18 protein-coding genes and 1 pseudogene are annotated in these 24,157 nt (G+C 73.0%); 4 read left to right on the top strand and 15 right to left on the bottom strand.

The window, feature by feature from the left end; genetic code table 11:
* Positions 1–363: ATP/GTP-binding protein (locus tag ABZ261_RS20000; protein WP_356860902.1), on the top strand; the 363-nt coding region annotated here is incomplete at its 5' end.
* A 901-nt stretch (positions 364–1,264) separates the two neighbouring features.
* Here the strand turns inward: ABZ261_RS20000 and ABZ261_RS19995 are convergent.
* From ABZ261_RS19995 to ABZ261_RS19980, 4 genes are all read right to left on the bottom strand, one after another.
* Positions 1,265–1,462, bottom strand: coding sequence for an acyl-CoA carboxylase subunit epsilon (locus ABZ261_RS19995; protein WP_356860901.1), 198 nt, complete (start codon positions 1,460–1,462; stop codon positions 1,265–1,267).
* A gap of 57 nt (positions 1,463–1,519) precedes the next feature.
* Positions 1,520–3,115, bottom strand: a complete 1,596-nt coding sequence (locus ABZ261_RS19990; RefSeq protein WP_356860899.1) for an acyl-CoA carboxylase subunit beta — start codon at positions 3,113–3,115, stop codon at positions 1,520–1,522.
* A gap of 154 nt (positions 3,116–3,269) precedes the next feature.
* Positions 3,270–5,579, bottom strand: a complete 2,310-nt coding sequence (locus tag ABZ261_RS19985; RefSeq protein WP_356860908.1) for a polysaccharide lyase 8 family protein — start codon at positions 5,577–5,579, stop codon at positions 3,270–3,272.
* Between the two features lie 36 nt (positions 5,580–5,615).
* Positions 5,616–6,113, bottom strand: coding sequence for a hypothetical protein (locus ABZ261_RS19980; RefSeq protein ID WP_356860897.1), 498 nt, complete (start codon positions 6,111–6,113; stop codon positions 5,616–5,618).
* A gap of 216 nt (positions 6,114–6,329) precedes the next feature.
* Between ABZ261_RS19980 and ABZ261_RS19975 the strand changes: the two genes are divergently transcribed.
* On the top strand, positions 6,330–6,935 hold the full coding sequence (locus tag ABZ261_RS19975; protein ID WP_356860895.1) for a YceI family protein: 606 nt from the start codon (positions 6,330–6,332) through the stop codon (positions 6,933–6,935).
* A gap of 155 nt (positions 6,936–7,090) precedes the next feature.
* On the opposite strand, the gene ABZ261_RS19970 is transcribed toward ABZ261_RS19975, so the two are convergent.
* A complete protein-coding gene (locus tag ABZ261_RS19970; RefSeq protein WP_356860893.1) occupies positions 7,091–8,461 on the bottom strand; it encodes a hypothetical protein in 1,371 nt (456 codons plus the stop codon).
* A 55-nt stretch (positions 8,462–8,516) separates the two neighbouring features.
* Positions 8,517–11,531: a glycoside hydrolase family 3 N-terminal domain-containing protein gene (locus ABZ261_RS19965; protein ID WP_356860891.1), complete on the bottom strand. Its 3,015-nt coding sequence runs from the start codon at positions 11,529–11,531 to the stop codon at positions 8,517–8,519.
* Between the two features lie 122 nt (positions 11,532–11,653).
* On the opposite strand from ABZ261_RS19965, the gene ABZ261_RS19960 reads away from it, so the two are divergent.
* Both ABZ261_RS19960 and ABZ261_RS19955 read left to right on the top strand, forming a co-directional pair.
* Positions 11,654–13,522: a ricin-type beta-trefoil lectin domain protein gene (locus tag ABZ261_RS19960; protein ID WP_356860889.1), complete on the top strand. Its 1,869-nt coding sequence runs from the start codon at positions 11,654–11,656 to the stop codon at positions 13,520–13,522.
* 242 nt (positions 13,523–13,764) lie between these two features.
* Positions 13,765–14,367, top strand: a complete 603-nt coding sequence (locus tag ABZ261_RS19955; RefSeq protein WP_356860887.1) for a GPP34 family phosphoprotein — start codon at positions 13,765–13,767, stop codon at positions 14,365–14,367.
* Here ABZ261_RS19955 and ABZ261_RS19950 read toward each other — a convergent pair.
* The 9 genes and pseudogenes from ABZ261_RS19950 to ABZ261_RS19910 all read right to left on the bottom strand — a co-directional run.
* Positions 14,368–14,616: pseudogene (locus ABZ261_RS19950) on the bottom strand (VOC family protein); the annotation flags it as partial.
* Between the two features lie 13 nt (positions 14,617–14,629).
* Positions 14,630–16,240 (bottom strand): citramalate synthase, encoded by a 1,611-nt coding sequence (gene cimA / locus ABZ261_RS19945; RefSeq protein WP_356860885.1) that lies wholly within the window; start codon positions 16,238–16,240, stop codon positions 14,630–14,632.
* A 286-nt stretch (positions 16,241–16,526) separates the two neighbouring features.
* Positions 16,527–17,837, bottom strand: coding sequence for an MFS transporter (locus ABZ261_RS19940; RefSeq protein WP_356860883.1), 1,311 nt, complete (start codon positions 17,835–17,837; stop codon positions 16,527–16,529).
* 122 nt (positions 17,838–17,959) lie between these two features.
* Entirely contained in the window at positions 17,960–19,048 is a 1,089-nt protein-coding gene (locus tag ABZ261_RS19935; RefSeq protein WP_356860881.1) for a branched-chain amino acid aminotransferase, read from the bottom strand.
* 241 nt (positions 19,049–19,289) lie between these two features.
* Entirely contained in the window at positions 19,290–20,333 is a 1,044-nt protein-coding gene (locus ABZ261_RS19930; protein WP_356860879.1) for a 3-isopropylmalate dehydrogenase, read from the bottom strand.
* Positions 20,334–20,414: 81 nt separating this feature from the next.
* Positions 20,415–20,546, bottom strand: coding sequence for a hypothetical protein (locus ABZ261_RS19925; protein WP_005479955.1), 132 nt, complete (start codon positions 20,544–20,546; stop codon positions 20,415–20,417).
* A gap of 332 nt (positions 20,547–20,878) precedes the next feature.
* Positions 20,879–21,412 (bottom strand): GNAT family N-acetyltransferase, encoded by a 534-nt coding sequence (locus tag ABZ261_RS19920; RefSeq protein ID WP_356860877.1) that lies wholly within the window; start codon positions 21,410–21,412, stop codon positions 20,879–20,881.
* A 133-nt stretch (positions 21,413–21,545) separates the two neighbouring features.
* Positions 21,546–23,177: an L-glutamate gamma-semialdehyde dehydrogenase gene (gene pruA / locus ABZ261_RS19915; protein ID WP_356860875.1), complete on the bottom strand. Its 1,632-nt coding sequence runs from the start codon at positions 23,175–23,177 to the stop codon at positions 21,546–21,548.
* Between the two features lie 40 nt (positions 23,178–23,217).
* Positions 23,218–24,144 (bottom strand): proline dehydrogenase family protein, encoded by a 927-nt coding sequence (locus tag ABZ261_RS19910; RefSeq protein WP_356860873.1) that lies wholly within the window; start codon positions 24,142–24,144, stop codon positions 23,218–23,220.
* Positions 24,145–24,157: the final 13 nt, after the last annotated feature.

Raw genomic sequence — 24,157 nt, 5'->3', positions numbered from 1 at the left:
GGCCGCATCACCCTGGACCAGGACCTGATCCTGTACCTGTTCGGCACCCCCGGCCAGGACCGCTTCTGGTTCATGTGGGACGACCTGGTCCGCGGCGCCATCGGCGCCATCGTCCTGGTCGACACGAGGAGGCTCGCCGACTGCTTCCCCGCCGTCGACTACTTCGAGAACAGCGGCCTGCCGTTCGTCATCGCCCTCAACGGCTTCGACGGCCAGCAGCCCTACTCCCCGGACGAGGTGCGCGAGGCCCTGCAGATCGGCCCCGACACCCCGATCATCACCACCGACGCCCGCCACCGCGCGGACGCCAAGAGCGCGCTGATCACCCTGGTGGAACACGCCCTGATGGCGCGCCTGCGGTAGGCCGGACGCCCGGGCCGCCCCGGTGTGCGCGCCGGCCGCGGGTGGTCGGCGCGACGTGCGTGCGAAGACCCCGCGCCCCTTCTGGGGGGCGCGGGGTCTTCGCGTACCCCACCGACGCCGACGGCCGCGCGCACGGCCTCGCGGACAGCGACCCGCACAGCACCGCGGACCGCCAGGCGGCCAGGCGGACGGGCGGACGGGCGGACGGGCGGACGGGCGGACGCGCGAGCGGACAGCCAGGCGGGCGGTCGGACGGGCGGGCGGCCAGGCGGACGGACGGGCCAGCCAGGCGGGCGGGCTGGCGGACGGGCGGACGGACGGACGCGCGAGCGGACAGCCAGGCGGGCGGACGGACGGGCGGACGGACGGACGCGCGAGCGGACAGCCAGGCGGGCGGACGGACGGGCGGACGGACGGACGCGCGAGCGGACAGGCGGACGGACGGACGCGCGAGCGGACAGCCAGGCGGGCGGACGGACGGGCGGACGGACGGACGGACGCGCGGACGGACGGGCGGACGGACGCGCGGTCGGACGGGCCAGCCAGGCCGGCGGGCTGGCGGACGGGCGGGGGCGGTCGGACGGGCTGGCGGGCGGGGGTGCGGGGGCCGGCGGGGGTGCGGAGGGTTTGGTCGGCGCCGGTCGGGGGCCGCGGTGCGCGCCGGGACCGCGCACGCATGCTCCTCGGCCGGGGATCCGGGCGGGCGGCGTCCGCCCGGGCAGGACGCCGACCACGCCGGCGCGCTGTACGCGGGGGCGCTCCGCACGAACGGACCTCGGCCGGCCTGCCGCCGGTGCCGGACGGATCGGGGATCGGCGGGCCGTCCGGTCGCCGCGCGGGCACGACGAGAAGGGCCCCTCCCGCGGGAGGGGCCCTTCCGGTGCCGGTGGTGTCGCGCGGTCTAGCCGTGCCAGCTGTGCGGTGCGCGGAAGCCGCCCTCGCGTTCCAGGCGGCGCCAGCCCGCCTTCGCGCGGCCCCGGTGGGTCTGGGCCGCGGGGGCGGGGCGGGCCGCGGCGCGGGCCAGGAGGACGGCCGTGATGGCGGCGACCTCCTCGGGCTCGGCGTGGCCCTTCTCGACGCGGATGTCAGGCGTGTTCATGGATGTCGGTCTCCGTGAGAGAGGGGTCCGCGGGGTCGCCGCGGCGGGTCCGCAGGGTCACTGCGGGGGGTTGCCGTGCTTGCGCGAGGGCAGGTCGGCGTGCTTGGTGTGCAGCATCGCCAGGGACCTGATCAGCACCTCGCGGGTCTCCGAGGGGTCGATGACGTCGTCGACGAGGCCCCGCTCGGCCGCGTAGTACGGGTGCATCAGCTCGGCCTTGTACTCCTTGACCATCTTCTGACGCATGGCCTCGGGGTCCTCGGCCTCGGCGATCTGCCGCCGGAAGATGACGTTGGCGGCGCCCTCCGCGCCCATCACGGCGATCTCGTTCGTCGGCCAGGCGTAGGTCAGGTCGGCGCCGATCGACTGGGAGTCCATGACGATGTAGGCACCTCCGTACGCCTTGCGCAGGATCAGCGAGATCCTCGGCACGGTCGCGTTGCAGTAGGCGTACAGCAGCTTCGCGCCGTGCCGGATGATTCCGCCGTGCTCCTGGTCGACGCCCGGAAGGAACCCGGGGACGTCCAGGAAGGTGACGATCGGGATATTGAAAGCGTCACACATCTGGACGAAACGCGCAGCTTTTTCGCTGGCCTCGATGTCCAGGACGCCCGCCAGCACCTGCGGCTGGTTGGCGATGATGCCGACCACCTGGCCGTCGAGGCGGGCCAGGGCGCAGATGATGTTGCGGGCCCAGCGCTCGTGGACCTCCAGGTACTCGCCGTCGTCGACGATCTCCTCGATGACCTTGGCCATGTCGTACGGCCGGTTGCCGTCGGCCGGGACCAGGTCCAGCAGGACGTCGCTGCGGCGGTCCACCGGGTCCGTGCACTCCACCCGCGGGGGGTTCTCGCGGTTGTTCTGCGGGAGCAGCGACAGGAGGTAGCGCACCTCGGCGATGCACGTCTCCTCGTCGTCGTAGGCGAAGTGGCAGACGCCGCTCGTCTCCGCGTGGACGTCCGCGCCACCCAGGCCGTTCTGGGTGATCTCCTCGCCCGTCACCGCCTTGACCACGTCCGGGCCGGTGATGAACATCTGGGAGGTCTCGCGGACCATGAAGACGAAGTCGGTCAGGGCCGGGCTGTAGGCCGCGCCGCCCGCGCACGGGCCGAGCATCACCGAGATCTGCGGGATGACACCGCTCGCCTTGGTGTTGCGCTGGAAGATGCCGCCGTAGCCGGCGAGGGCCGAGACGCCCTCCTGGATGCGGGCCCCGGCCCCGTCGTTCAGCGACACGAGGGGGGCGCCGGCCGCGATGGCCATGTCCATGATCTTGTGGATCTTGGTGGCATGGGCCTCGCCCAGCGCGCCGCCGAAGATCCGGAAGTCGTGCGCGTAGACGAAGACCGTACGGCCCTCCACCGTGCCCCAGCCGGTGACGACGCCGTCGGTGTACGGCTTCTTCGCCTCCAGGCCGAAGCCGGTCGCCCGGTGCCGGCGGAGCTGCTCGACCTCCTGGAAGGACCCGGGGTCGAGGAGCAGCTCGATCCGCTCACGCGCCGTCAGCTTGCCCTTGGCGTGCTGCGCCTCGGTCGCCTTCTCGCTCGGACCGGCCACGGCCTGGGCGCGGATGCCGTGCAGTTCGGCGACCCGTCCGCGCGCGTCCGTCGGCTCGCCGGCCGGCTCACCCGTCGTCTCTTCCAAAACGGTCATGTAGCGACCTTACGAAGGAGACCGCGGAATGCGAGCCGTCCACTCCGTACAGTCTCCGGCCCGTTTTCCTGGTGCCAGTGAACAGAACCATGGCCGCGTGCAGCCGTTCCGACTGCTCAGGAGGCCACGTCGTTGTAGATGTACCACAAAGCCGTCACCTGAGAGCCACCTCACATTCGTGGGTGGAACATGCCACCCCCGGAGTGACACGGAGCCTCAGACGGCGGTCGGCCGAACGGACCTCCACGGTGTCGTCGGCGCGGACGACGGCGCGCACCGGCCGGTCCCACACGAGCTCCAGCGGGGCTCCGGTGCGGGGCGGCTCGCTCGCGCCGATGACGGCCGTGCGTCCCCGGCGGACGACGAGCACGCTCGCGCCGGCGGAGACGGTCAGGGCCCCCACGGTACCCGCCCGCCAGAAGGTGGCCGCGGTCAGGCCCAGCCGGGGCACGGCGACGGCCTGGCGGGCGCAGTCGTTGGCGAGGAGGGCCGGCCAGTGCCGGTCGGCGGCCCGGGCGGCGGTCTCGGCACGACTGGCGCCGGGCAGCAGGACGTAGGCGTAGCGGGCGGCCACCGGGTCGGTGCCGTGGTCGAGCCACAGGGTCTGCCAGCGCCGGGTGCGCCGCTCGCCGCTGCCGCCGGTGTTGATGTCCGACCAGGCGCCGGTGCGGTCCTCGCGGAGGGTGCGCAGGTCGCCGCCGCACGGCAGGATCCATCCGCCGTGGCCCTCCAGGTGGGCCCAGTCCCGGCCGTGCGTGCGGCCGCGCACGAACGCCGGGGCGCCGCCTTCGCCGAGGGTGCGGTTGTCCACGACGGTCTCGACGGGGACGCCGTCGGCGCAGCGGATCCCGGCGCCGAGGCAGACCACCGCGTCGGGCAGGAAGAACCACGACTTGCGGGCCTCCAGAGTGGATCCGAGGCCCTTGAGGTGCTGGCCGACGGCCGCGTGGACGCCGTCGGTGGCGCCGCCGACCCAGCGGACGTCCGGCACGGGGGCGCCCCACTCGCCGCCCGCCCGGTCGGGTAGGCGGCGGGTCGAGACGGTGGTGCCGGGCAGCCGGTACCAGTCGACGGTCGGCCAGTACCAGTCGGTGTACTGGTCGCCACGGCCGCGCGGCCACCAGGAGAGCATGCCGGACCCGGTGTGCCAGCCGCGCGGGTTCTCGCCGTTGCCGCATTCGTAGTGGGCGATGCGGTCGCTGGCCATGGCCAGGGCGGCGGTGAAGCGCGGGGCGCGGTGGACGGCGCGGTCCATGGCCGCGAAGAGGCGGTGGCCGAGGGGTTCGGGGGCCGCCGGTCCGGGCGCCTCGGCGATGGCGTGCAGCCGCGCGAGATCGGCGACGCCGAACTGGGGGGCGGTCAGGACGGGGGTCACGGTGTCGCGTTCGATCCAGCCGCGGACACGGGCGTGCCATCGCTCCCGCTCGGCCGGTCCGGCGGCGGCCGCGAGGAGGGCGATGGCGGCGATCAGCATCTGCCCGTGGTAGTGGTCGCCGCGCAGCACGTGCGGGTCGTCGCCGCGCAGGAGGCCCCGGCTGACGGCGCGGCCGTTGACGCAGTCCATCACCAGGCCGTCGTGGATCAGGGGCGCGTAGGCGTGCTCGACGCTGTCGAGGATGTTCTGCCGGGCGGGGTCGGTCACCTCCCACGGCGACCCGGCGAGCAGGGTGAACAGCCGCCCGAGGCCGTCGAGCAGGACCTGGCCGTAGGTGCCCGAGTAGGCGACCCGGGTGTGCTGGACGAAGGAGCCGTCGGCGTAGAGGCCGTCGCCCTCGGTGACGTACGGGAAGACGGGTGAGAGGGCGTCGCGGGCGAGGGAGACCTTCTCCGGGTCCCGCCCGAGGATGCCGCGCAGGGCGACCGACCGGCACAGGTCGACGCGGTTGGCGCCGGTGGAGGTGCCGGAGTAGTCGGTGAGCGCGGAGTCCGGGACGAAGTGGTCGACGGCCGCGCAGGCCGCCGCGACCCGGGCCGGGCCGAGGGGTTCGCACAGGGCGGCCGTGATGTCCGTCAGCAGGCGGGGGCTGCCGATCTGCCACTCCCACCAGTTGCCGTAGGGGGTGGTCGAGGGGTGGTAGACGGTGGCGGAGAGGTGGTCCAGGCCGCCCAGCACGCCGGCGAGGAGGCCGGGGTCGCCGGTGGAGCCGGTGCCGGCCTGGAGGTACGCCTGGGTCATGGTCCACAGCCGGCCGTAGCTGAAGGTGATGCCGGACGGCGGGTCGAAGGGGTGTCCGGGCCACAGGGAGGCCGAGGCCGGGGCCATGGCGGCCCGGTACGAGCGGGCGCGTTCGCCGAGCCGGGCGAGGCGGGAGGCGTACGGCTCGGCGGCCGGGTCGTACCCCGTGCCGAGGGCGATGCCGAGCCAGCGGCGGCGCAGGGCGTCGTACGGGTCGCCGGCCGCCCGTGCGCCGGGCGCGGGGGCGGCGGCGAGGGCGGCGGCCAGCAGCAGTGCGCGTCGGGTCATGCCCAGGGGGCCGGTCACCGCCGTTCCCCGCCCGGCTCAGCAGCCGCCGCAGTTGTAGTAGAGGACGTCCCAGTGGTTGCCCTCGTCGGCGTAGACGTTGCCGGAGCCGGACTGGTACTGCGGCGCGCCGTCCCCGCGCAGGCCGATGTACGCGAAGGTGTTCTTGACGTACGAGGTCACGCAGGTGTTCTTGCCGTAGTCGAGCTTGTAGCCGTTCCAGTGGGAGTAGGTGCCGGAGGCGTGGCCGGTCTCGGTGCCGCCGGTGATGTTGAGGGCGCAGCCGCTGGCCCGTTTGAGGGTCTGGGCGCCCTGGGCCGTGGCGAGGTTGAGCTGCTCGAAGGACGTACAGCTGGAGTTGTTCCGGTCGGAGCAGTTGCCGGAGGACGACCAGGTGATGCCGACGTCGCGGAACATCTGGGTCGCGGTGGCGTGACTGATCTTGGTGACGGCGAAGGCGTCGGTCGCGGTGCCGACGACGGCGACGCCGGGGGCGACGACGAGAGCGAGCGCGGTCAGGAGGGAGCGGACCTTCATGGGGAGCCTTCCTGCGGTGGGCCGTGCTGCGAGTGGGGTCGGCTGTGCAGGCGGTGCAGGCAGATGGTGCCCGAGAGCTCCCCGGGTGCGCCAGAGGGCGGGAGGGGTGACTCGGGGTGACACTGTGAACACACGACCGATGATGTTGAAAGTTGAACCGGAGGGGTCTACCGTCGGAGTCATCGAGTTCGTTCAACGTTCAACAAGGAGCGCGTCATGGGCATCTTCGACCGCAAGGACACCACCCCCGCCGCCGCCGGCCCCACCGCCACCGGCGCCGACCTGGCCGCACTGACCGGCGACTACACCGTGGACCCGGCGCACAGCACGATCGGCTTCGTCGCCCGGCACGCCATGGTCACCAACGTCAAGGGCGGTTTCCACGACTTCACCGGCACGCTGCACCTGGACGGCACGGACCCCACCCGGTCGACCGCCGCGCTGGACGTCCGGATGGACAGCATCGACACGGGCAACGCCGACCGCGACGGCCACCTGAAGTCCTCCGACTTCTTCCGGACCGACGAGTTCCCCACGATGACGTTCCGCTCCACCGGCGTGGAGGCGCTGGGCGAGGGCGAGTACCGCGTCACCGGCGACCTCTCGCTGCTCGGCGTGACCAAGCCGCTCACCATCGACGTGGAGTTCAACGGCGCCGCGCGGGACCCGTTCGGCAACGAGCGCGTCGGCTTCGAGGGCCGGGCCGAGATCCTGCGCTCCGAGTGGGGCCTGACCTGGAACGCGGCCCTGGAGACGGGCGGCGTCCTGGTGTCCGACAAGATCAAGCTGGTCTTCGACGTCTCGGCGATCCGGAACGCGTGACCGTCCGCCGGGCCGGTCCCGGCCCTCGGCGAGGAGCGTCGAACTCGCGCCGTGCGAAGCCGCCCGGGTTCCGCTCCCCCACCCCCGCTCGTCCGCCGGCACCGGCGGCAGTCTCCCCCGCCGGCCGGAAGAATCCCCCCGGGCGGCGTCCCGGGTCAGAAGCCTCCGCCGAAGTCCCCTCCCCCGCCGCCGCCCCCGTCGAAGCCGCCGCCGCCGTCGCCGAACCCGCTTCCGAAATCTCCGGGGTCGAAGTCCGTGCCGGAGACGTCGCCGCCCTCGAAGCCGCCGGCGTAGTCGCCGCCGGAGTCGCCGTACCCGGCGCCGTAGCCGGCCGCGTAGGACGGGGTGGCCATCATGCTGCCCAGCACCGTGCCGAACAGCAGGCCGGGCAGCAGGCCGCCGCCGAAGTAGCCGCCCGCCCAGGGGCCGTAGGCCGGGCCCGCGTCCCAGTAGGGGCGGCGGCCGTACTCGGTGTCGACCTCGCGGATCACGGGGTCGCGGCCGTCGGCCAGGCGGGTGGCGTCGGCCGCGCAGACCGGCACCTGGCGCTCGGCACCGCCGGGCGGGGTCCAGGTGGCGTCGGTGACGGAGGGGCCGTGGCGGGGGTCGAAGAAGCACGGCGGACGGCGTTCCGGCAGGGGGCGGCCCTCCCGGCGGGCGGCGAGCAGGGCGAGGGAGAAACGGCCGTCCTCCACGGCCTCGGTCACCGGCCGGACGTCCTCCGGCCGCCGCGCCGCGGCCATGCGCTGCTTGGCGGTCTCGTAGGCGTCCAGGGCGCGCTCGTAGTCGGCGCGCATCGCGTCGTCGGCGCCGGGCTCCGAGGGGTGGAAGCTCAGGCGGTCCAGTTCCTCGCCGAAGGCGGTGATGTCCTCGTCCACGACCACCCGCAGCCGGTCCAGGGCGGCCCGCTGCTCCTCCTCGCGGCGGCGGCGGTTGCGGCGGACCAGCGCGTACGCGCCCGCGCCGCCGGCCGCGAGCACGGCGCCCGCCGTGATCAGCGCCGTGCCGGAGACGCCGTCGCCGTCACCGCCCGAGGCGCCCCAGCTCCGCGGGGCGCGGCCGCCCATGTTGGCCAGCGCGCGGTCGGTGAAGTCGGCGAGCTGGGCCTTGGCGTCCTCGCCCTGGACGCCGGAGACCAGGTTCCGCCGGGCCGTGGCGGACATGACGGTGGAGTCGGCGCGGGCGTCGAAGCGGTCGCCGAGGCGGATGCCGTACAGGCCGGTGACGCCGGTGGCCCCGCGCAGGTCGGAGAAGAGCCTCGCGGTGGGATAGCCGGCCGGGAGGACCGCGATGAACAGGGGTTTGTCCGCGTCCTTGATCCGGTCGGCGAGGGTTTCGGCGTCCGCGGCGGACAGCTCGTCGCGGGCCGCCGGGTCGACGTAGACCGGGCTCTGGCGCAGGGCCCGGGCGATCGTGCCGACGCTGGTCTCCGCGCTCGCCGCGGGCGCGAACAGCGTCGCCAGCACCACCACCACAACGGCGAGCAGCAGGGCGGGGAGGCTTCGGGTCCGCGCGACGGCCTTCATACTTCGACGCTACCCGAAGCCTCCCCAAACAGGGCATCCGAGTTTCTTCCGGTGGTCAGACCGCCCGGTAGGCCTCCGTCAGCTTCTGCACCGCCTGTGCGTAGCGGCCGGTCAGCAGCAGGTGGTCGGCGGCGGCGAAGGGCTTCGCCACCGCCTCGGTGAGACGTCCGTCCGCCTTGAGCTGGACCAGCAGCCGCGCCTCGGTGACCAGCGCCCGCCCGGCCCGGTCGTCGCCGTGCCGTTCGGCCGCCGCGGCCCTGACGGCGAGGTCGCGCAGGGTGGCCGCGGAGCCCTTCGGGACGCGGGTGAGGGTGGTCAGGCCCCAGCCGTAGGGGAACTGCGGGTCGTACGACGCGTCGCCGACGTTGACCGGGAGCTGCGCCTCGGACTTCGGCCAGGTGACGGGGAGCTGCCCGGTGAAGGGCCGCCTGCCGTAGAGCACGTCGGCGACGCCCCCGCCCTCGGTGCCGGGCAGCCAGGAGGCGACCAGGGCGTCGATCCCGTCCAGCCGGTCGCCGACGAGCTGCGGGCGGCCGGAGACGATCAGCACCGCGCACTTCATCGCCGCGCAGACCCGGTCCACGGCGGCCCGGTCGGCGGCGGACAGCTCCAGGTCGTGGCCGTTGCCGACGTCGCCGACGCCCTCCGCGTACGGGGTCTCGCCGACGACGACCACGCCCACGTCGTAGCCGCCGGTCGGGGCGGAGGCGTCGCGGGAGTAGGTGACGTTCCCGCCCGCCTCGCGCAGGCCCTCCAGGACGGTCGTGCCGGGGACGGTGTTCCCGGAGGCGCCCTGCCAGGTGAGGGTCCAGCCGCCGGTCTGGTTGCCGATGTCGTCGGCGTTGGACCCGGCGACGTACACCTTCTGCGTCTTCTTCAGCGGCAGCAGTCCGCCCGCGTTCTTCAGCAGCACCTGCGACTCGGCGGCGGCCCGGCGGGCGACCTCCCGATGCTGCCGGGAGCCGATGGCGGCGGCGCCGGCGGTGTCGGCGTACGGGTGCTCGAAGAGGCCGAGGCGGAACTTCTGCGTGAGGATGCGGGAGACGGCGTCGTCGATCCGCTTCTCGCCGATCCGCCCGGCCCGCACCTCCTCGATCAGCGCCGTGGTGAAGTCCTTGTAGCCGTACGGCACCATCATCATGTCCACTCCCGCGCCGACGGAGGCACGGACGCGGGCGGCGTAGTCACCGGGGAGCTGGTCGAGGGCGTTCCAGTCGCTGACGACGAAGCCGTCGAAGCCCATGCGGTGCTTGAGCACGCCGTCGATCATGTCGCCGCGGGCGTGCATCTTCACCGCGCCCCTGCCGTCGCCGGTGATGTCCAGGGAGGAGTACGACGGCATGACCGTGCCGACGCCCCGCTCGACGGCCGTGCGGTACGGCGCCAGGTGGATGTCGTCCAGCTGCTCGCGGGTGACCGTGGTGACGCCCTGGTCGGTGGTGTAGGTCCCGGTGGTCGAGGAGCCGTACGCGGTGCCGCCGTCGGCGACGAAGTGCTTGGCCGTGGCGAGCACCTTGTCGCCGCGCTTCAGGTCCCGCCCGTCGGCACGGCCCTGCAGGCCCTGGACGACGGTCTCCATGGACTCCACCAGCGCCGGGTCCTCGCCGAAGGACTCGTAGGAGCGGCCCCAGCGTTCGTCGCGGGTCACGCACAGGCAGGGCGCGAAGTCCCAGGGGACGCCGGTGGCGCGGACCTCGGCGGCCGTCACCTCGCCGGTGCGCCGGGCGAGCTGCGGATCCCGGGTCGCGCCGATGCCGATGTTGTGCGGCATGATCGTGGCGCCGGCGAGGTTGTTGTGGCCGTGGACCGCGTCGACGCCGTAGACCAGCGGGACCTGGAAGCGCGTCGCGCGGGTGCGGAGCTGGAAGGCGTCGATCATCTCGGCCCAGGCCGCGGGCGTGTTGGGCGTGGGCGTCGAGCCGCCGCCGGAGAGCAGGGAGCCGAGGGCGTAGGCGGTGATGTCGCCCGGCCGGGTCATCGCGCCGCGCTCGGCCTGGGTCATCTGGCCGGCCTTCTCCGCCAGGGACATCCGGCCCACCAGGTCCGCGACCCGTTCGCGGACCGGCAGGCGGGCGTCCAGGTACGGCAGTCCGTGCGCGTCCACGACGACCTGCGGGGTCTCCTCGGGGGCCTTCGCGCCGGTGACGGTGAGCTTCACCGGGACGGTCTCGGCCGGTTCGGCCGCCCGGTCCCGGCGGGTGGGCACCTCGACGGTCCGCGCGGCGCCGGACGCGGTGCCGGCCGGGAAGGTGAGGGTGCCGGAGACGGGCGTGTAGTCCTCGCCGGCCGTCGCGGTGCCCCCTGCCGTGGTGTAGGCGACGGTGACCGGGTCGGTGAGGGGCTGGCCGCCGGTGGTGGCCACGGCGACCTTCACCCTCGCCGTCCGGCCCTCCGGGACCGGGTGCACGGGGGCGTCGGCGGTGACGGAGGCGCGCACCGACTGGTCGGCCCTTCCGTACAGTTCCACGCCGTCCAGGGCGAAGTCGCCCTTCGCGCCGGACGGGAGGGTGACGGAGTAGCCCCACATCGCGGTGAGGCCGAGCACGTGGTCGATGCCGCCGACGGGCTGGTAGTCGGTGCGGTAGGCGAAGTCGGCGAAGGGGAGCTCGATCCGCTTCCAGCCGGTGAAGTCGTCGGTGAAGGAGGCCGTCCACAGCTCGGACGCCTCGCCGTGGGCGCCGCCGTCCTTGAGCTCGAAGGTGATCCGCCTGCCGTTGCCGCGGCCGTCCCACCAGAAGCGGACGCCCCGGTGGGCGGACCAGTCGTGGGCGGGCGCGGTGGCGGCGTAGTCGTGGGTGAAGCCGCCGTAGCCGCTGATGTCGTAGGCGCCGGTGAGGACCTTGCCGCCCTCGGGGGCGTCGGCGCGGTCGGCGAGCCGCAGGGCGGGCGGGTCGTCCGCGTCGCCGCCCCAGGTGAAGATGCCCTCGGCGGGCTGGGAGGCGAAGGGCACCTCGCCCTCGAAGCGGTCGACGGCCGTGGGGGCCGGTTCGTCCGCGGCTCGTGCGGTGGCCGCCCAGGGCAGCAGACCGGCGAGGAGTGCGGCGGAGGCGAGCAGGGCGGTTCTTCGCATGGACCTTCCCTCGGCTCTCTGGTTCACTCATGGCTTAGATCACGCCGTGAGTTAACTCGGGCCGCTGTGCCCCGTCAAGACGGCCCGTCAGCTTCGCCGACCCGGAAGGAAGGGCGACGCACATGAGGAGAACCCCCCGCGCAGTCCGGCTGCTGCTGGCCGGACTGCTCTCCGCCGCAGGCGTCACCGCAGCCGCCGCACCCCCCGCGCACGCGGCCGGTGAGCAGGTCACGGCCTGGCTCACCACCACCGACGACTCCGCGGGACGGCACGTCGTCCGCGGGCTGCAGCCGCAGACGCCGTTCGCCTTCCAGCCCGGCGCCGCCGGCGGCGGCGAGAACATCACCGTCGACGAGAACACCCGCTACCAGACCTTCACCGGCGGCGGCGCGTCCTTCACCGACACCGCGGCCTGGCTGATGAACAGCAGCGGAGCGCTGTCGCAGGCCACCCGCGACGCCACCCTGCGCAAGCTGTTCTCACCGACGGACGGCATCGGCCTGTCCTTCCTGCGCAACCCGATGGGCGCCTCCGACCTCGCGCGCTACGGCTACACCTACGACGACGTGCCGGCCGGGCAGAGCGACCCGTCGCTGTCCAAGTTCTCCCTCGCCCACGACCTCGCGGACGTCATCCCGCTGACCAGGCAGGCGCTCGCGCTCAATCCGTCCCTGACCGTCATGGCCTCGCCGTGGACGGCGCCGGCCTGGATGAAGGACAGCGGCTCCCTCAACGGCGGCTGGCTCAAGGCCGAGGACTACGGGGCGTACGCCTCCTACTTCGTGAAGTACCTCCAGGGCTACCGGGACCAGGGCATCGACGTCTCGTACGTCACCGCGCAGAACGAGCCGACCTGCTGTTCCGGCTACCCGTCGATGAGCTGGAACGCGAGCGGGCTGGCGTACTTCACCAAGAACGAGCTGCTGCCGAAGCTGCAGGCGGCCGGTCTGCGCACCAAGGTGCTGGCGCACGACTGGAACTGGGACGTCTACGACTCCTACGCCGCCCAGACCGTGGACGACGCGGCCGTGCGCGCCCACCCCAACTTCGGCGGCATCGCCTGGCACGGCTACGGCGGCGACGTCGGCAAGCAGACGGCCGTGCACGACCGGTACCCGGCGCTGGACGCCTTCGGCACCGAGCACTCCGGCGGCACCTGGATCGCCGACCAGCAGCGCGAGGACATGAACAACATCATCGACTACACGCGCAACTGGGCGAAGTCGGTGACCAAGTGGTCGCTGGCCGTGGACCAGGACATGGGCCCGCACAACGGCGGCTGCGGCACCTGCACGGGCCTGATCACCGTGCACCGCGGGGACGGCGCGAGCGGCACCGTCGACTACACGGTCGAGTACTACACCATGGGCCACCTGACGAAGTTCGTCCGCCCCGGCGCCCAGCGGATCGCCTCCACCGCCTCCACCGCGGTGCCGAACGTGGCCTGGCGCAACCCGGACGGCAGCAAGGCGCTCATCGCGTACAACGGCTCCTCCTCGGCGCGGACCGTCACGATCGGCTGGGGCTCCCAGCACGCGACCTACTCGCTGCCCGGCCGGACCTCGGCCACCTTCACCTGGTCCGGCGACCAGTCCCAGGGTGGCGCCAGGACCGGCGCGTTCGTCGGGCTCGCCGGCAAGTGCCTGGACGTGGCGGGCGGTTCGGACGCCGACGGGACGGCGGTGCAGCTCTACGACTGCAACGGCAGCGCGGCCCAGCAGTGGACGGCGGCGGCCGACGGGACCGTGCGGGCGCTCGGCAAGTGCCTCGACGTGGCCGCCGGTTCGACGGCGGACGGCGCCAAGGTGCAGTTGTACGGCTGCAACGGAACCGGTGCACAGCGGTGGTCGTACGACGCGGCCACGGGTGATGTGGTGAACACGGCGGCCGGCAAGTGCCTCGACGTCTCGGACAACTCGTCCGCGAACGGGGCCCGGGCCCAGATCTGGTCCTGCACCGGCGCCGCGAACCAGAAGTGGACCCTGCGCTAGGAGCCGGGACGGCACCTGCGGCGCCCGGGGGCCCGGGCGGCGGGGACGGGCCCGTCACCACCGGGGGGACGCGGACGCGGAGGGGCTGCGCGGCGACGCCGGCTCCCCGCTGTCCACCCCGCCCGGGCACCGGCGGGCCGGCACCGCGGCGCAGGGCGTTCGAGCGGCTCGCCGCGGACGCCCGCCGAGCGGGGACGGTGTGGCGTGCTGCGGATCGCACGCCCGCGGACCAAGGTGGAGGCATGACCACACCGCAGGATCTGTTCCTCGTCAGCCTGGAGGTGCCCGGTGAGCGTCCCGTCGAGCAGGGCGACCTGTCGCTGGCGCTCGCGGGGGCCGAGCTGATCGACCTCCTCGGCGTCCGGGCGCTCACCCTGGACGGCGAGCGCATCGTGCCCGGGCCGGCGCCGGTCACGGGTGACCGGATGCTGGACGAGGCGGGGGCGGCGCTCGTCCGGGAGGAACCGTACGAGCGCGTCGAGGACTGGCTGTGGCGGCGCGGCGAGGGCCTGGCCGTGGCCTACCGGGACGCGCTGGACGCCGACGGGCAGCTCACCGGGAAGCGCCGGCACTGGCTGCCGGGCCGGAGCGGGGACACCGTCCCGGCCGACACGCCCGCCCGGCGGCACGCGGCCGACCGCTGGGACTCCCGCGACCCGGTCCTGGCCGGCCTCGCCGCGCCCCTGGGCCTGGAGGCCGACCCGCCGGCCGACGCGGAGCCCGGCGACGGGGCGGTGCTCCGCGTGCTGCTGGCGGTGGGCGACGCGGTGACCGAACTGCAGGCCGTGCGCGAGCGCCGCCGCATCGAGAACATCGCCTTCGACAACATCTGGCGAGCGCCCTGAGGCCACGGCCGCCTCGATGTCGTCCACCTCGGAGGCCATCCGGGTGAAGGTGCCGGGCGAGGCCCCCGTCGAGCGGAACACGACGAAGTCCACGCCCGCGCACCGGTGCAGCAGCCCGCCGGGCCGCTCGTCCACCGGGTGCAGGCCGAGCCCGTCGGCGTAGAAGCGCCGGGCCCGGTCCAGGTCCCGCGCGGGCAGCCGGGTCGCCACGCGGGCCCGGGACAGCAGGTCGCTCTCGTGTGAGGTCATGCCTCCACTGGGGCTACCGCGCCGGTTCCACGCCCGCCCGCAGCAGGCCGTACGTGTACGCGTCCTGCAGTGCCTGCCAGGAGGCGGCGATGACGTTCTCGGCCACGCCGACCGTGGACCACTCGCCCGTGCCGTCGGAGGTGGAGATCAGGACGCGGGTGGTGGACCGGGTGCCGTGCCTGCCCTCCAGGATGCGGACCTTGTAGTCGACCAGGGACAGCTCGGCGAGCTGGGGGTAGATCTTCTCCAGGGCGACCCGCAGCGCGCGGTCGAGGGCGTTGACCGGGCCGTTGCCCTCGGCCGTGGCGACGATCCGCTCGCTCTTGGCCCACAGCTTGACCGTGGCCTCGTTGGCGTGGGTGCCGTCGGGGCGGTCCTCCACGATGGCCCGCCAGGACTCGACGTCGAAGTACTTCAGCGGCCTGCCCTCGGCCTCGGCGCGCAGCAGCAGTTCGAAGGAGGCGTCGGCGGCCTCGTACGTGTAGCCCTGCAGTTCCCGTTCCTTGACCCGCTCGACCACGCGGCCGACCAGTTCCCGGTCGCCGCCCAGGTCCACGCCGAGCTCCTTGCCCTTCAGCTCGACCGAGGCGCGGCCCGCCATGTCGGAGACCAGCATCCGCATGGTGTTGCCGACCAGCTCGGGGTCGATGTGCTGGTACAGGTCGGGGTCGACCTTGATGGCGGAGGCGTGCAGGCCGGCCTTGTGCGCGAAGGCGGAGACGCCGACGTAGGGCTGGTGCGTGGAGGGGGTGAGGTTGACGACCTCGGCGATGGCGTGGGAGATCCTCGTCATCTCCCGCAGGCGGCCCTCGGGCAGCACCTTCCTGCCGTACTTCAGCTCCAGGGCCGCGACGACCGGGAACAGGTTGGCGTTGCCGACGCGCTCGCCGTAGCCGTTGGCCGTGCACTGCACGTGGGTCGCGCCGGCGTCCACGGCGGCGAGGGTGTTGGCGACCGCGCAGCCGGTGTCGTCCTGGGCGTGGATGCCGAGCCGGGCGCCGGTGTCGGCGAGGACGGTGGAGACGACCGCGTGGACCTGCGCCGGGAGCATGCCGCCGTTGGTGTCGCAGAGGATGACGACGTCGGCGCCGGCCTCGGAGGCCGTGCGGACGACCGCCTTGGCGTACTCGGGGTCGGCGCGGTAGCCGTCGAAGAAGTGCTCGCAGTCGACGAACACACGGCGGCCCTGCCCCGTCAGGTGGGACACGGTGTCGCGGACCATCTCCAGGTTCTCCTCGAGCGTGGTGCGCAGCGCCAGTTCCACGTGCCGGTCGTGCGCCTTGGCGACCAGCGTGATCACCGGGGCGCCGGAGTCGAGCAGGGCCTGGACCTGGGGGTCCTCGGCGGCCTTGGCGCCGGCGCGGCGGGTGGCGCCGAACGCGACGAGCTGGGCGTGCCGGAAGTCGATCTCCGCTTGCGCACGGGCGAAGAACTCGGTGTCGCGGGGGTTCGCGCCGGGCCAGCCGCCCTCGATGAAGCCGACGCCGAAGTCGTCCAGGTGCCGTGCGATGGCGAGCTTGTCCGCGACGGTGAGGTTGATGCCCTCGCGCTGCGCGCCGTCGCGCAGCGTGGTGTCGAAGACGTGGAACGAGTCGTCGAGCTCGCTGGTTGCCGTCTCGGTCATGGTCTCAAGGCTCCTGTTGTGGATCTTCGGTCTGTACCGGAATGACCGGCTCCACCGTCCCCCGCCACTCCCCCGCGCTCCGCCTCCCGGCTGAGGGTGGGCCGGAAAACGAAAAAACCCCTCGCGGGTGCGAGAGGTCTGCGCGCGGGTCGAGGACGACGGTGGCCACCCGCACCTGGTCGTACGAGGTGGTCACTGCGGACCGGCGCGCCTGCTGCCAATCATCATGGCGAACGAGAGCACGGGGGCAGTCTGGCACAGCCGCGCCCCCGGCTCACCGAGCGTCTCAGGATGCGGTCGTCAGACTGGACTCACCCGAGTCCTCGACGGCCTTCACCCGGTTCAGATCGAGGTCCTTCGTCTCCCGCATGGTGACGTACACGATCAGTGACACAGCGGCGCAGCCCGCCACGTACCAGTAGAAGCCGGACTCGGCGCCGGCCTTCTTGAACCACAGGGCCACGTACTCGGCGGTGCCGCCGAACAGGGCGTTGGCGATCGCATACGGCAGGGCCACGCCGAGCGCCCGCACGCCGGTCGGGAACAGCTCGGCCTTCACGCAGGCGTTGATGGAGGTGTAGCCGGTGACGACGACCAGCGCCAGCAGGGCGAGGCCGAGCGCGGGCCAGTAGCCGTCGGCGTGCCTCAGCAGCGTCATGACCGGGACCGTCAGCAGCGTGGAGCCGACGGCGAAGGTGATCAGCAGCGGGCGGCGGCCGACGCGGTCGGACAGGGCGCCCGCGAGCGGCTGCAGGCAGGCGAAGACGATCAGCGCGGTGAACGAGACGAGGGTCGCGGTCTGCTTAGGAAGGCCCGCCGAGTTGGAGAGGTACTTGGTGAGGTAGGTGGTGTACGTGTAGTAGGCCACCGTGCCGCCCATCGTCAGGGCGATCACCAGGAACGCCTCCCGCCGGTGCCGCCACAGGGCGCGCAGGGTGCCGCGCTCCCCGGCGTGCGAGGCGTCCGCCGCGTACACCTCCGTCTCCAGCATGGTGCGGCGCAGGTAGAAGACGACGGCCGCGCCGAGCGCGCCGACGACGAACGGGATGCGCCAGCCGTAGCTGTGCAGGGCGTCGTCGGACATGGTGCACTGCAGGACGATCTGCAGGCCGAGGCCGGCGATCTGGCCGGCGGTCATCGACACGTACTGGAAGCTGGAGGCGAAGCCGCGCCGCTCCGGGGCGGAGGCCTCGGTCAGGTAGGTGGCGCTGGCCGCGTACTCGCCGCCCACCGACAGCCCCTGCAGCAGGCGGGCGACGAGCAGGACCAGCGCGCCGCCGTAGCCGGCGACCGCATAGGTGGGGGCGACGGCGATGAGGACCGCCGAGGCCGACATCAGCGTCACGGTCAGGGTCAGCGCCGCCTTGCGGCCCCTGCGGTCGCCGACCCTGCCCAGCAGCCAGCCGCCCACGGGGCGCATGAAGAACCCGACGGCGAAGATGCCGGCGGTGTTCATGAGCTGGGCGGTGGGGTTGCCGCTCGGGAAGAACGCGCCGGCGAAGTACGTGGCGAAGCTGGCGTACACGAACCAGTCGAACCACTCGACCATGTTGCCGGCCGAGCCGACCCAGATCTTCTTCCAGTGTTGTCGTCCCATGCGCCGTTACCTGCCCGGTGGCCCCGGCGGCGATTCCTCGGCGCCGGGCACACAGCCGCCCCGGAAACGCAGGCCGCCCCGGACGCAGGGCGTCCGGGGCGGCCTCGGGCGAGCGGCGGGCGTCAGCCGATCGTGTGCATCCAGCCGTGCTTGTCCTCGGCGATGCCGCGCTGGAGGTCCAGCAGGGCCCGGCGCAGGCGCAGGGTGACCTCGCCGGGCTCCCCGCCGGACTGCCGCCACTCGGCGCCGGCCCGCTTGACGGTGCCGACCGGGGTGATCACGGCCGCGGTGCCGCAGGCGAAGACCTCGGTGAGGGTGCCGTTCTCCGAGTCGCGCTGCCACTGGTCCACGGAGACGCGGCCCTCCTCGGACGCGTAGCCGAGGTCGCGGGCGACGGCCAGCAGGGAGTCGCGGGTGACGCCCTCCAGGATGGAGCCGGTCAGGGAGGGGGTGACGATCCTGTCGCCGTACACGAAGTACAGGTTCATGCCGCCCAGTTCCTCGACCCACTTGTGCTCGACGGCGTCGAGGTAGCAGACCTGGTCGCAGCCCTTGGCGGTGGCCTCGGCCTGGGCGAGCAGGGAGGCGGCGTAGTTCCCGCCGGTCTTGGCGTCGCCCATGCCGCCGGGGACGGCGCGCACGCGGTCCTCGGAGACCCAGATGGACACCGGCTTGACGCCGCCGGGGAAGTACGCGCCGGCCGGGGAGGCGATGACGACGAACAGGTACTCGTTGGCGGGCTTGACGCCGAGCCCGACCTCGGTGGCGATCATGAAGGGGCGCAGGTAGAGGGACTCCTCGCCGCCGTGCGCGGGCACCCAGTCGATGTCCTGCCGGACCAGGGCGTCGCAGGCCTCGATGAACGTCTCGACCGGCAGCTCCGGCATGGCGAGGCGGCGGGCGGAGCGCTGGAAGCGCTTGGCGTTCTGGTCCGGGCGGAAGGTGGCGACCGTGCCGTCGGGCTGGCGGTAGGCCTTCAGGCCCTCGAAGATCTCCTGGGCGTAGTGCAGGACGTGGGTGGCCGGGTCGAGGGGGATCGGCGCGTACGGAACGAGCTGGCCGTCGTGCCAGCCGCGCCCCTCGGTCCACCTGATCGTCACCATGTGGTCGGTGAAGTGGCGGCCGAAGCCGGGGCTGGCCAGGATGGCCTCGCGCTCCGCGGCGGCGAGCGGGCTGGAGGAGGGCTTGAGCTCGATCGTGGGCGTCGTCATGAGTGGTTGTCCTTCACCGGTTGTAGTGACGGGCCGCGCTCACGTCTGTACTGCCAGTCGTCAGTGCTAGGACGTCCGAGCATTCCCTCATACCGCGGCTCCGCGTTCGATTATCGCGCGGGTCCGGCAGCGGACGGAATCAGGGTGAAAGGGCCCAGAGGTTGATGGTGGCACCCGGCGAGGCACAGGAAAAGCCGCCGGGTGCGATGACGACCCGGCGGCTCGGTTGCGGCGCGGCGGGTCAGCCGGCTACGCGTACGGCGAGCGCGTCGCCGATCTCGGAGGTGCTGCGGGCCGGCTTTCCGGCGCGCTCGGTGAGGTCGGCGGCGACCGCCGCGTCGATGCGGTCGGCCTCGGCGTCGTAGCCGAGGTGGCGCAGGAGCAGGGCGACGGACAGGACGGTGGCGGTGGGGTCGGCCTTGCCCTGGCCGGCGATGTCCGGGGCCGAGCCGTGGACGGGCTCGAACATGGACGGGAACTCGCGGCTCGGGTCGATGTTCCCGGAGGCGGCGACGCCGATGCCGCCGGAGACGGCCGCGGCGAGGTCGGTGATGATGTCGCCGAAGAGGTTGTCGGTGACGATGACGTCGAAGCGGGCGGGGTCGGTGACCAGGTAGATCGTGGCCGCGTCGACGTGGACGTAGTCGGTGGTGACCTCGGGGTACTCCTCGGCCACCTTGGTGAAGACGTTCGTCCACAGGTGCCCGGCGAAGGTCAGCACGTTGTTCTTGTGGACCAGCGTGAGCTTCTTGCGCGGGCGGGCCTGGGCGCGGGCGAAGGCGTCGCGGACCACGCGCTCGACACCGTAGGCGGTGTTGACGGAGACCTCGGTGGCGACCTCGTGCTCGGTGCCCTTGCGGATGGTGCCGCCGTTGCCGGTGTACGGGCCCTCGGTGCCCTCGCGGACGACCACGAAGTCGATCTCCGGCTGGCCGGCGAGCGGGGTGGCGACGCCGGGGAGCAGCTTCGACGGACGCAGGTTGACGTGGTGGTCGAAGGCGAAGCGCAGCTTGAGCAGGAAGCCGCGCTCCAGGACGCCGGACGGCACCGACGGGTCGCCGATGGCGCCGAGCAGGATGGCGTCGTGCCGCCTGAGCCGCTCCAGGTCGGCGTCGGTGAGGGTCTCACCGGTGGCGTGGTAGCGCCGGGCGCCGAAGTCGTACTCCTCGGTCTCCAGCTTCACATCCTGCGGCAGGACGGCGGAGAGGACCTTGAGACCTTCGGCCACGACCTCCTGGCCGATGCCGTCACCGGGGATCACTGCGAGATTGAGGGTGCGAGACATGCGGGCACCCTACTCTTCGTCCCAGGGGATGACACGCGGTGTCCGTCATTCGGACGCCCGGGCGACGGACAGGCCCGGCTCTCAGTGGCCGGTCGAACCGCCGTTGTCCCGGCGGTCCAGGGCGCGCTGGAGGGCGGCGGCGGCGTTCTTGCGGTCGGACTCGGTGGTGCGGGACACGTGGCGGACTCGGCGGCGGACGGTCGTCTCGGCCATGGTGATCGGCTCCTTCGGCACAAGGGGGAGGAGAAGTACGACGAGACGCCGGAAGGGGCGGGGAGCGACGGCCGCAGGGGTTGCCTGCACGGGGCCCGGCTCACGACCGCCATTCGCTGGATCGAGCGAGACGTTCGGCTCCTCCCAAGCTAAGGGAGCCGGACCTCGCTGTCTGCACACTTACTCGGACTTCCTACTATCTGAGACGGCGAATCGGGCCGTACGGCTCTGAGCTGCGGCTTCGCCCTCGCGGGGCAGCGGCCGGGGGAAGCGCGGGCGCCGCCGCGCGGCGGCGGCGCCGGCCGGAGTCGTCCGCGCGGCCCGTTCCGCCGTCAGACGACGTCCCCGTCGCGCCAGTCGAAGACCAGTTCCCCGGCCGGGTCGGGCGGCCCGGCGAGCGCCGGCCGCAGGTACACGCCGCCTTCCTCGTCCGGCAGCCGCACGATCCCGTCCGGCGACAGCGCGTGCACCCGTCCGGGCCACCGCTGCCAGCCGCGGGCCGTGTACAGCGGGGCGCCCTCGTCGCTCGCGCAGAGCGCGCCGAGGTCGTAGGCCCGGTCGATCACCCGCTCCAGCGCGGCCGTCACGCGCCCGCCGAGTCCCGTCCGCCGCACGTCGGCCCGTACCGCGACGGCCTCCACGTACCCGGTGCGCAGCCAGCGCCCCCGGTGGCGCACCCGGCGCATCACGACCGCGCCGTGCGCGGCGAGCCCCGCCCCGTCGTGGACGAGGGCGTGCACGCCGCCCAGTCCGTGCTCCCAGTCCTCGTCGGAGAAGTCCCCGCCGAAGGCGCCGTCCAGCAGGGCGCGCACGTGGCGCAGGTCCGCCGGGCCCAGCGCGGCGGTGTGGGCGAGTCGCAGGGTCACGGCCCCAGTGTCGCCGGTGGGCGGGCCGGCCGGGAACACCACGGCGGGCTCGGACGGCGAGGCGGGCGCGGACGGCGACGGCCCGGGAGGCCCGCTCCGTGGCGGGTCTCCCGGGCCGTCGCAAGCGGGCCGCTCAGCCCATGTGCGGGTAGGTGTAGTCGGTCGGCGGGACCAGGGTCTCCTTGATGGCGCGGGTCAGGGTCCAGCGCAGCAGGTTCTGGGGGGCGCCGGCCTTGTCGTTGGTGCCGGAGGCGCGGCCGCCGCCGAAGGGCTGCTGGCCGACGACGGCGCCGGTCGACTTGTCGTTGATGTAGAAGTTGCCCGCGGCGAAGCGGAGCTTCTCCATCGTGTACGCCGCCGCGGCGCGGTCGTTGGCGATGACCGAGCCGGTGAGGGCGTAGTCCGACACCGACTCCATCTGGGTCAGCATCTCGTCGTACTTGTCGTCCTCGTAGACGTGGACCGCGAGGATCGGGCCGAAGTACTCGGTGGTGAAGACCTCGTTCTCCGGGTCGGTGCACTCGATGACGGTGGGACGGACGAAGTAGCCGACCGAGTCGTCGTAGCTGCCGCCGGCCACGATCGTGCAGGCCGGGTCCTGCTGGGCGCGGTCGATGGCCGCCTTGTTCTTGGCGAAGGCCCGCTCGTCGATCACCGCGCCCATGAAGTTGGACAGGTCGGTGACGTCGCCCATGGTCAGGCTGTCGACCTCGGCGGCGAACTCCTCCTTGAAGCCCGAGTTCCAGATGGAGGCCGGGATGTAGGCGCGGGAGGTGGCGCTGCACTTCTGGCCCTGGTACTCGAAGGCGCCGCGGGTCAGGGCGGTCTTCAGCACCGCGCGGTCGGCGCTCGGGTGGGCGACCAGGAAGTCCTTGCCGCCGGTCTCGCCGACCAGACGCGGGTAGGAGCGGTACTTCTCGATGTTGTTGCCGACCGTCTTCCACAGGTACTGGAAGGTCTTGGTCGAACCGGTGAAGTGGATGCCCGCGAGGTCGCGGTGCTCCAGGGCGACCTCGGAGACCGCGATGCCGTCGCCGGTGACGAGGTTGATGACGCCCGCCGGCAGGCCCGCCTCCTCCAGCAGCTCCATGAGGAGCACGGCCGCGTGGGTCTGGGTCGGGGACGGCTTCCAGACCACCACGTTGCCCATCAGGGCCGGGGCGGTGGGCAGGTTGGCCGCGATCGCCGAGAAGTTGAACGGCGTGATCGCGTAGACGAAGCCCTCCAGCGGGCGGTGGTCGAGGCGGTTCCACACGCCCGGGGAGTTCGCCGGGGGCTGCTCGGCCAGGATCTGGCGGGCGTAGTGGACGTTGAAGCGCCAGAAGTCGACCAGCTCGCAGGGCGTGTCGATCTCCGCCTGCTGGGCGGTCTTCGACTGGCCCAGCATGGTGGAGGCGGCGATCGTCTCGCGCCACGGACCGGCCAGCAGCTCGGCGGCGCGCAGGATGATCGCGGCGCGGTCGTCGAAGGACATCGCGCGCCAGGCCGGGGCGGCGGCCAGGGCCGCGTCGATGGCGTCCTTCGCGTCCTGCCGGGTGGCGTGGCGGCCGGTGCCGAGGACGGCCTTGTGGTTGTGCGGCTGGACGACCTCGAACGGCTCGCCGCCGCCCATCCGCTTCTCGCCGCCGATGGTCATCGGCAGATCGATCGGGTTCTCGGCCAGTTCCTTGAGCTTGGCCTCAAGGCGGGCGCGCTCGGGCGAGCCGGGGGCGTAGCCGTGCACCGGCTCGTTGACGGGGGTGGGGACCTGGGTCACAGCGTCCATGGGATCCGTAACTCCTTGTACGTGAGCGGGTGGTTCGGGCTCAGCCCTTGCTGACCATCGAGCGGAGGAAGAAACGCAGGTTGGCCGGCTTCTCCGCCAGACGGCGCATGAAGTAGCCGTACCAGTCGGTGCCGTAGGCGGTGTAGACGCGCATGCGGTGGCCCTCGGCGGCCAGCCGCAGGTGCTCCTCGCCGCGGATGCCGTACAGCATCTGGAACTCGTACTCGCCCGTCTTGCGGCCGGCCTGGTGGGCCAGCTCCTGCGCGATGGCGATCAGGCGGGGGTCGTGGGACCCGATCATCGGGTACCCCTCGCCCTCCATCAGCGTCCGCAGGATGCGCACGTAGGCCTTGTCGATCTCGTGCTTCTGCTGGTACGCGACCTCGGCGGGCTCCTTGTAGGCGCCCTTGACCAGGCGGACCCGGCTGCCGGACGCCGCGAGGCGGCGGGCGTCGGCCTCGGTGCGGAAGAGGTAGGCCTGGATGACGCAGCCGGTCTGCGGGAAGTCCTTCCGCAGCTCCTCGTGGATGGCGAACATCGAGTCGAGGGTGGTGTGGTCCTCGGCGTCCAGCGTCACGGTCGTGCCGATGGCGGCGGCGGCCTCGACCACCGGCCGGACGTTGGCGAGGGCCAGCTCGTGACCGCCCTCCAGGGCCTGGCCGAACATGGACAGCTTGACCGACATCTCCACCCTCTCGCCCAGCTCGAGCGGCTTGAGGTGGTCGATCAGCTCCAGGTAGGCGTCCCGGGCGGCGGCGGCCTGCTCCGGGGTGGTGATGTCCTCGCCGACGACGTCCATCGTCAGCTCCAGGCCCTTGGCCGTCAGGTCCTCGACGATGGGGACGATGTCGGCCACGGTCTCGCCGGGGATGAAGCGGTCGACGACCTGCTTGGTCACCGGGGCCGCCGAGATCAGGCGTCGCATCCGGTCGCTGCGCGACGCGGCGAGAATCACGGGACCCAGCACGGGGCACCTCCAC

This window comes from Streptomyces sp. NPDC006193, from assembly GCF_040613915.1.
Taxonomy (GTDB): domain Bacteria; phylum Actinomycetota; class Actinomycetes; order Streptomycetales; family Streptomycetaceae; genus Streptomyces.
The sequence above is the reverse complement of the archived record's forward strand: the minus strand, read 5'-3'. Positions and strand labels throughout refer to the sequence as shown.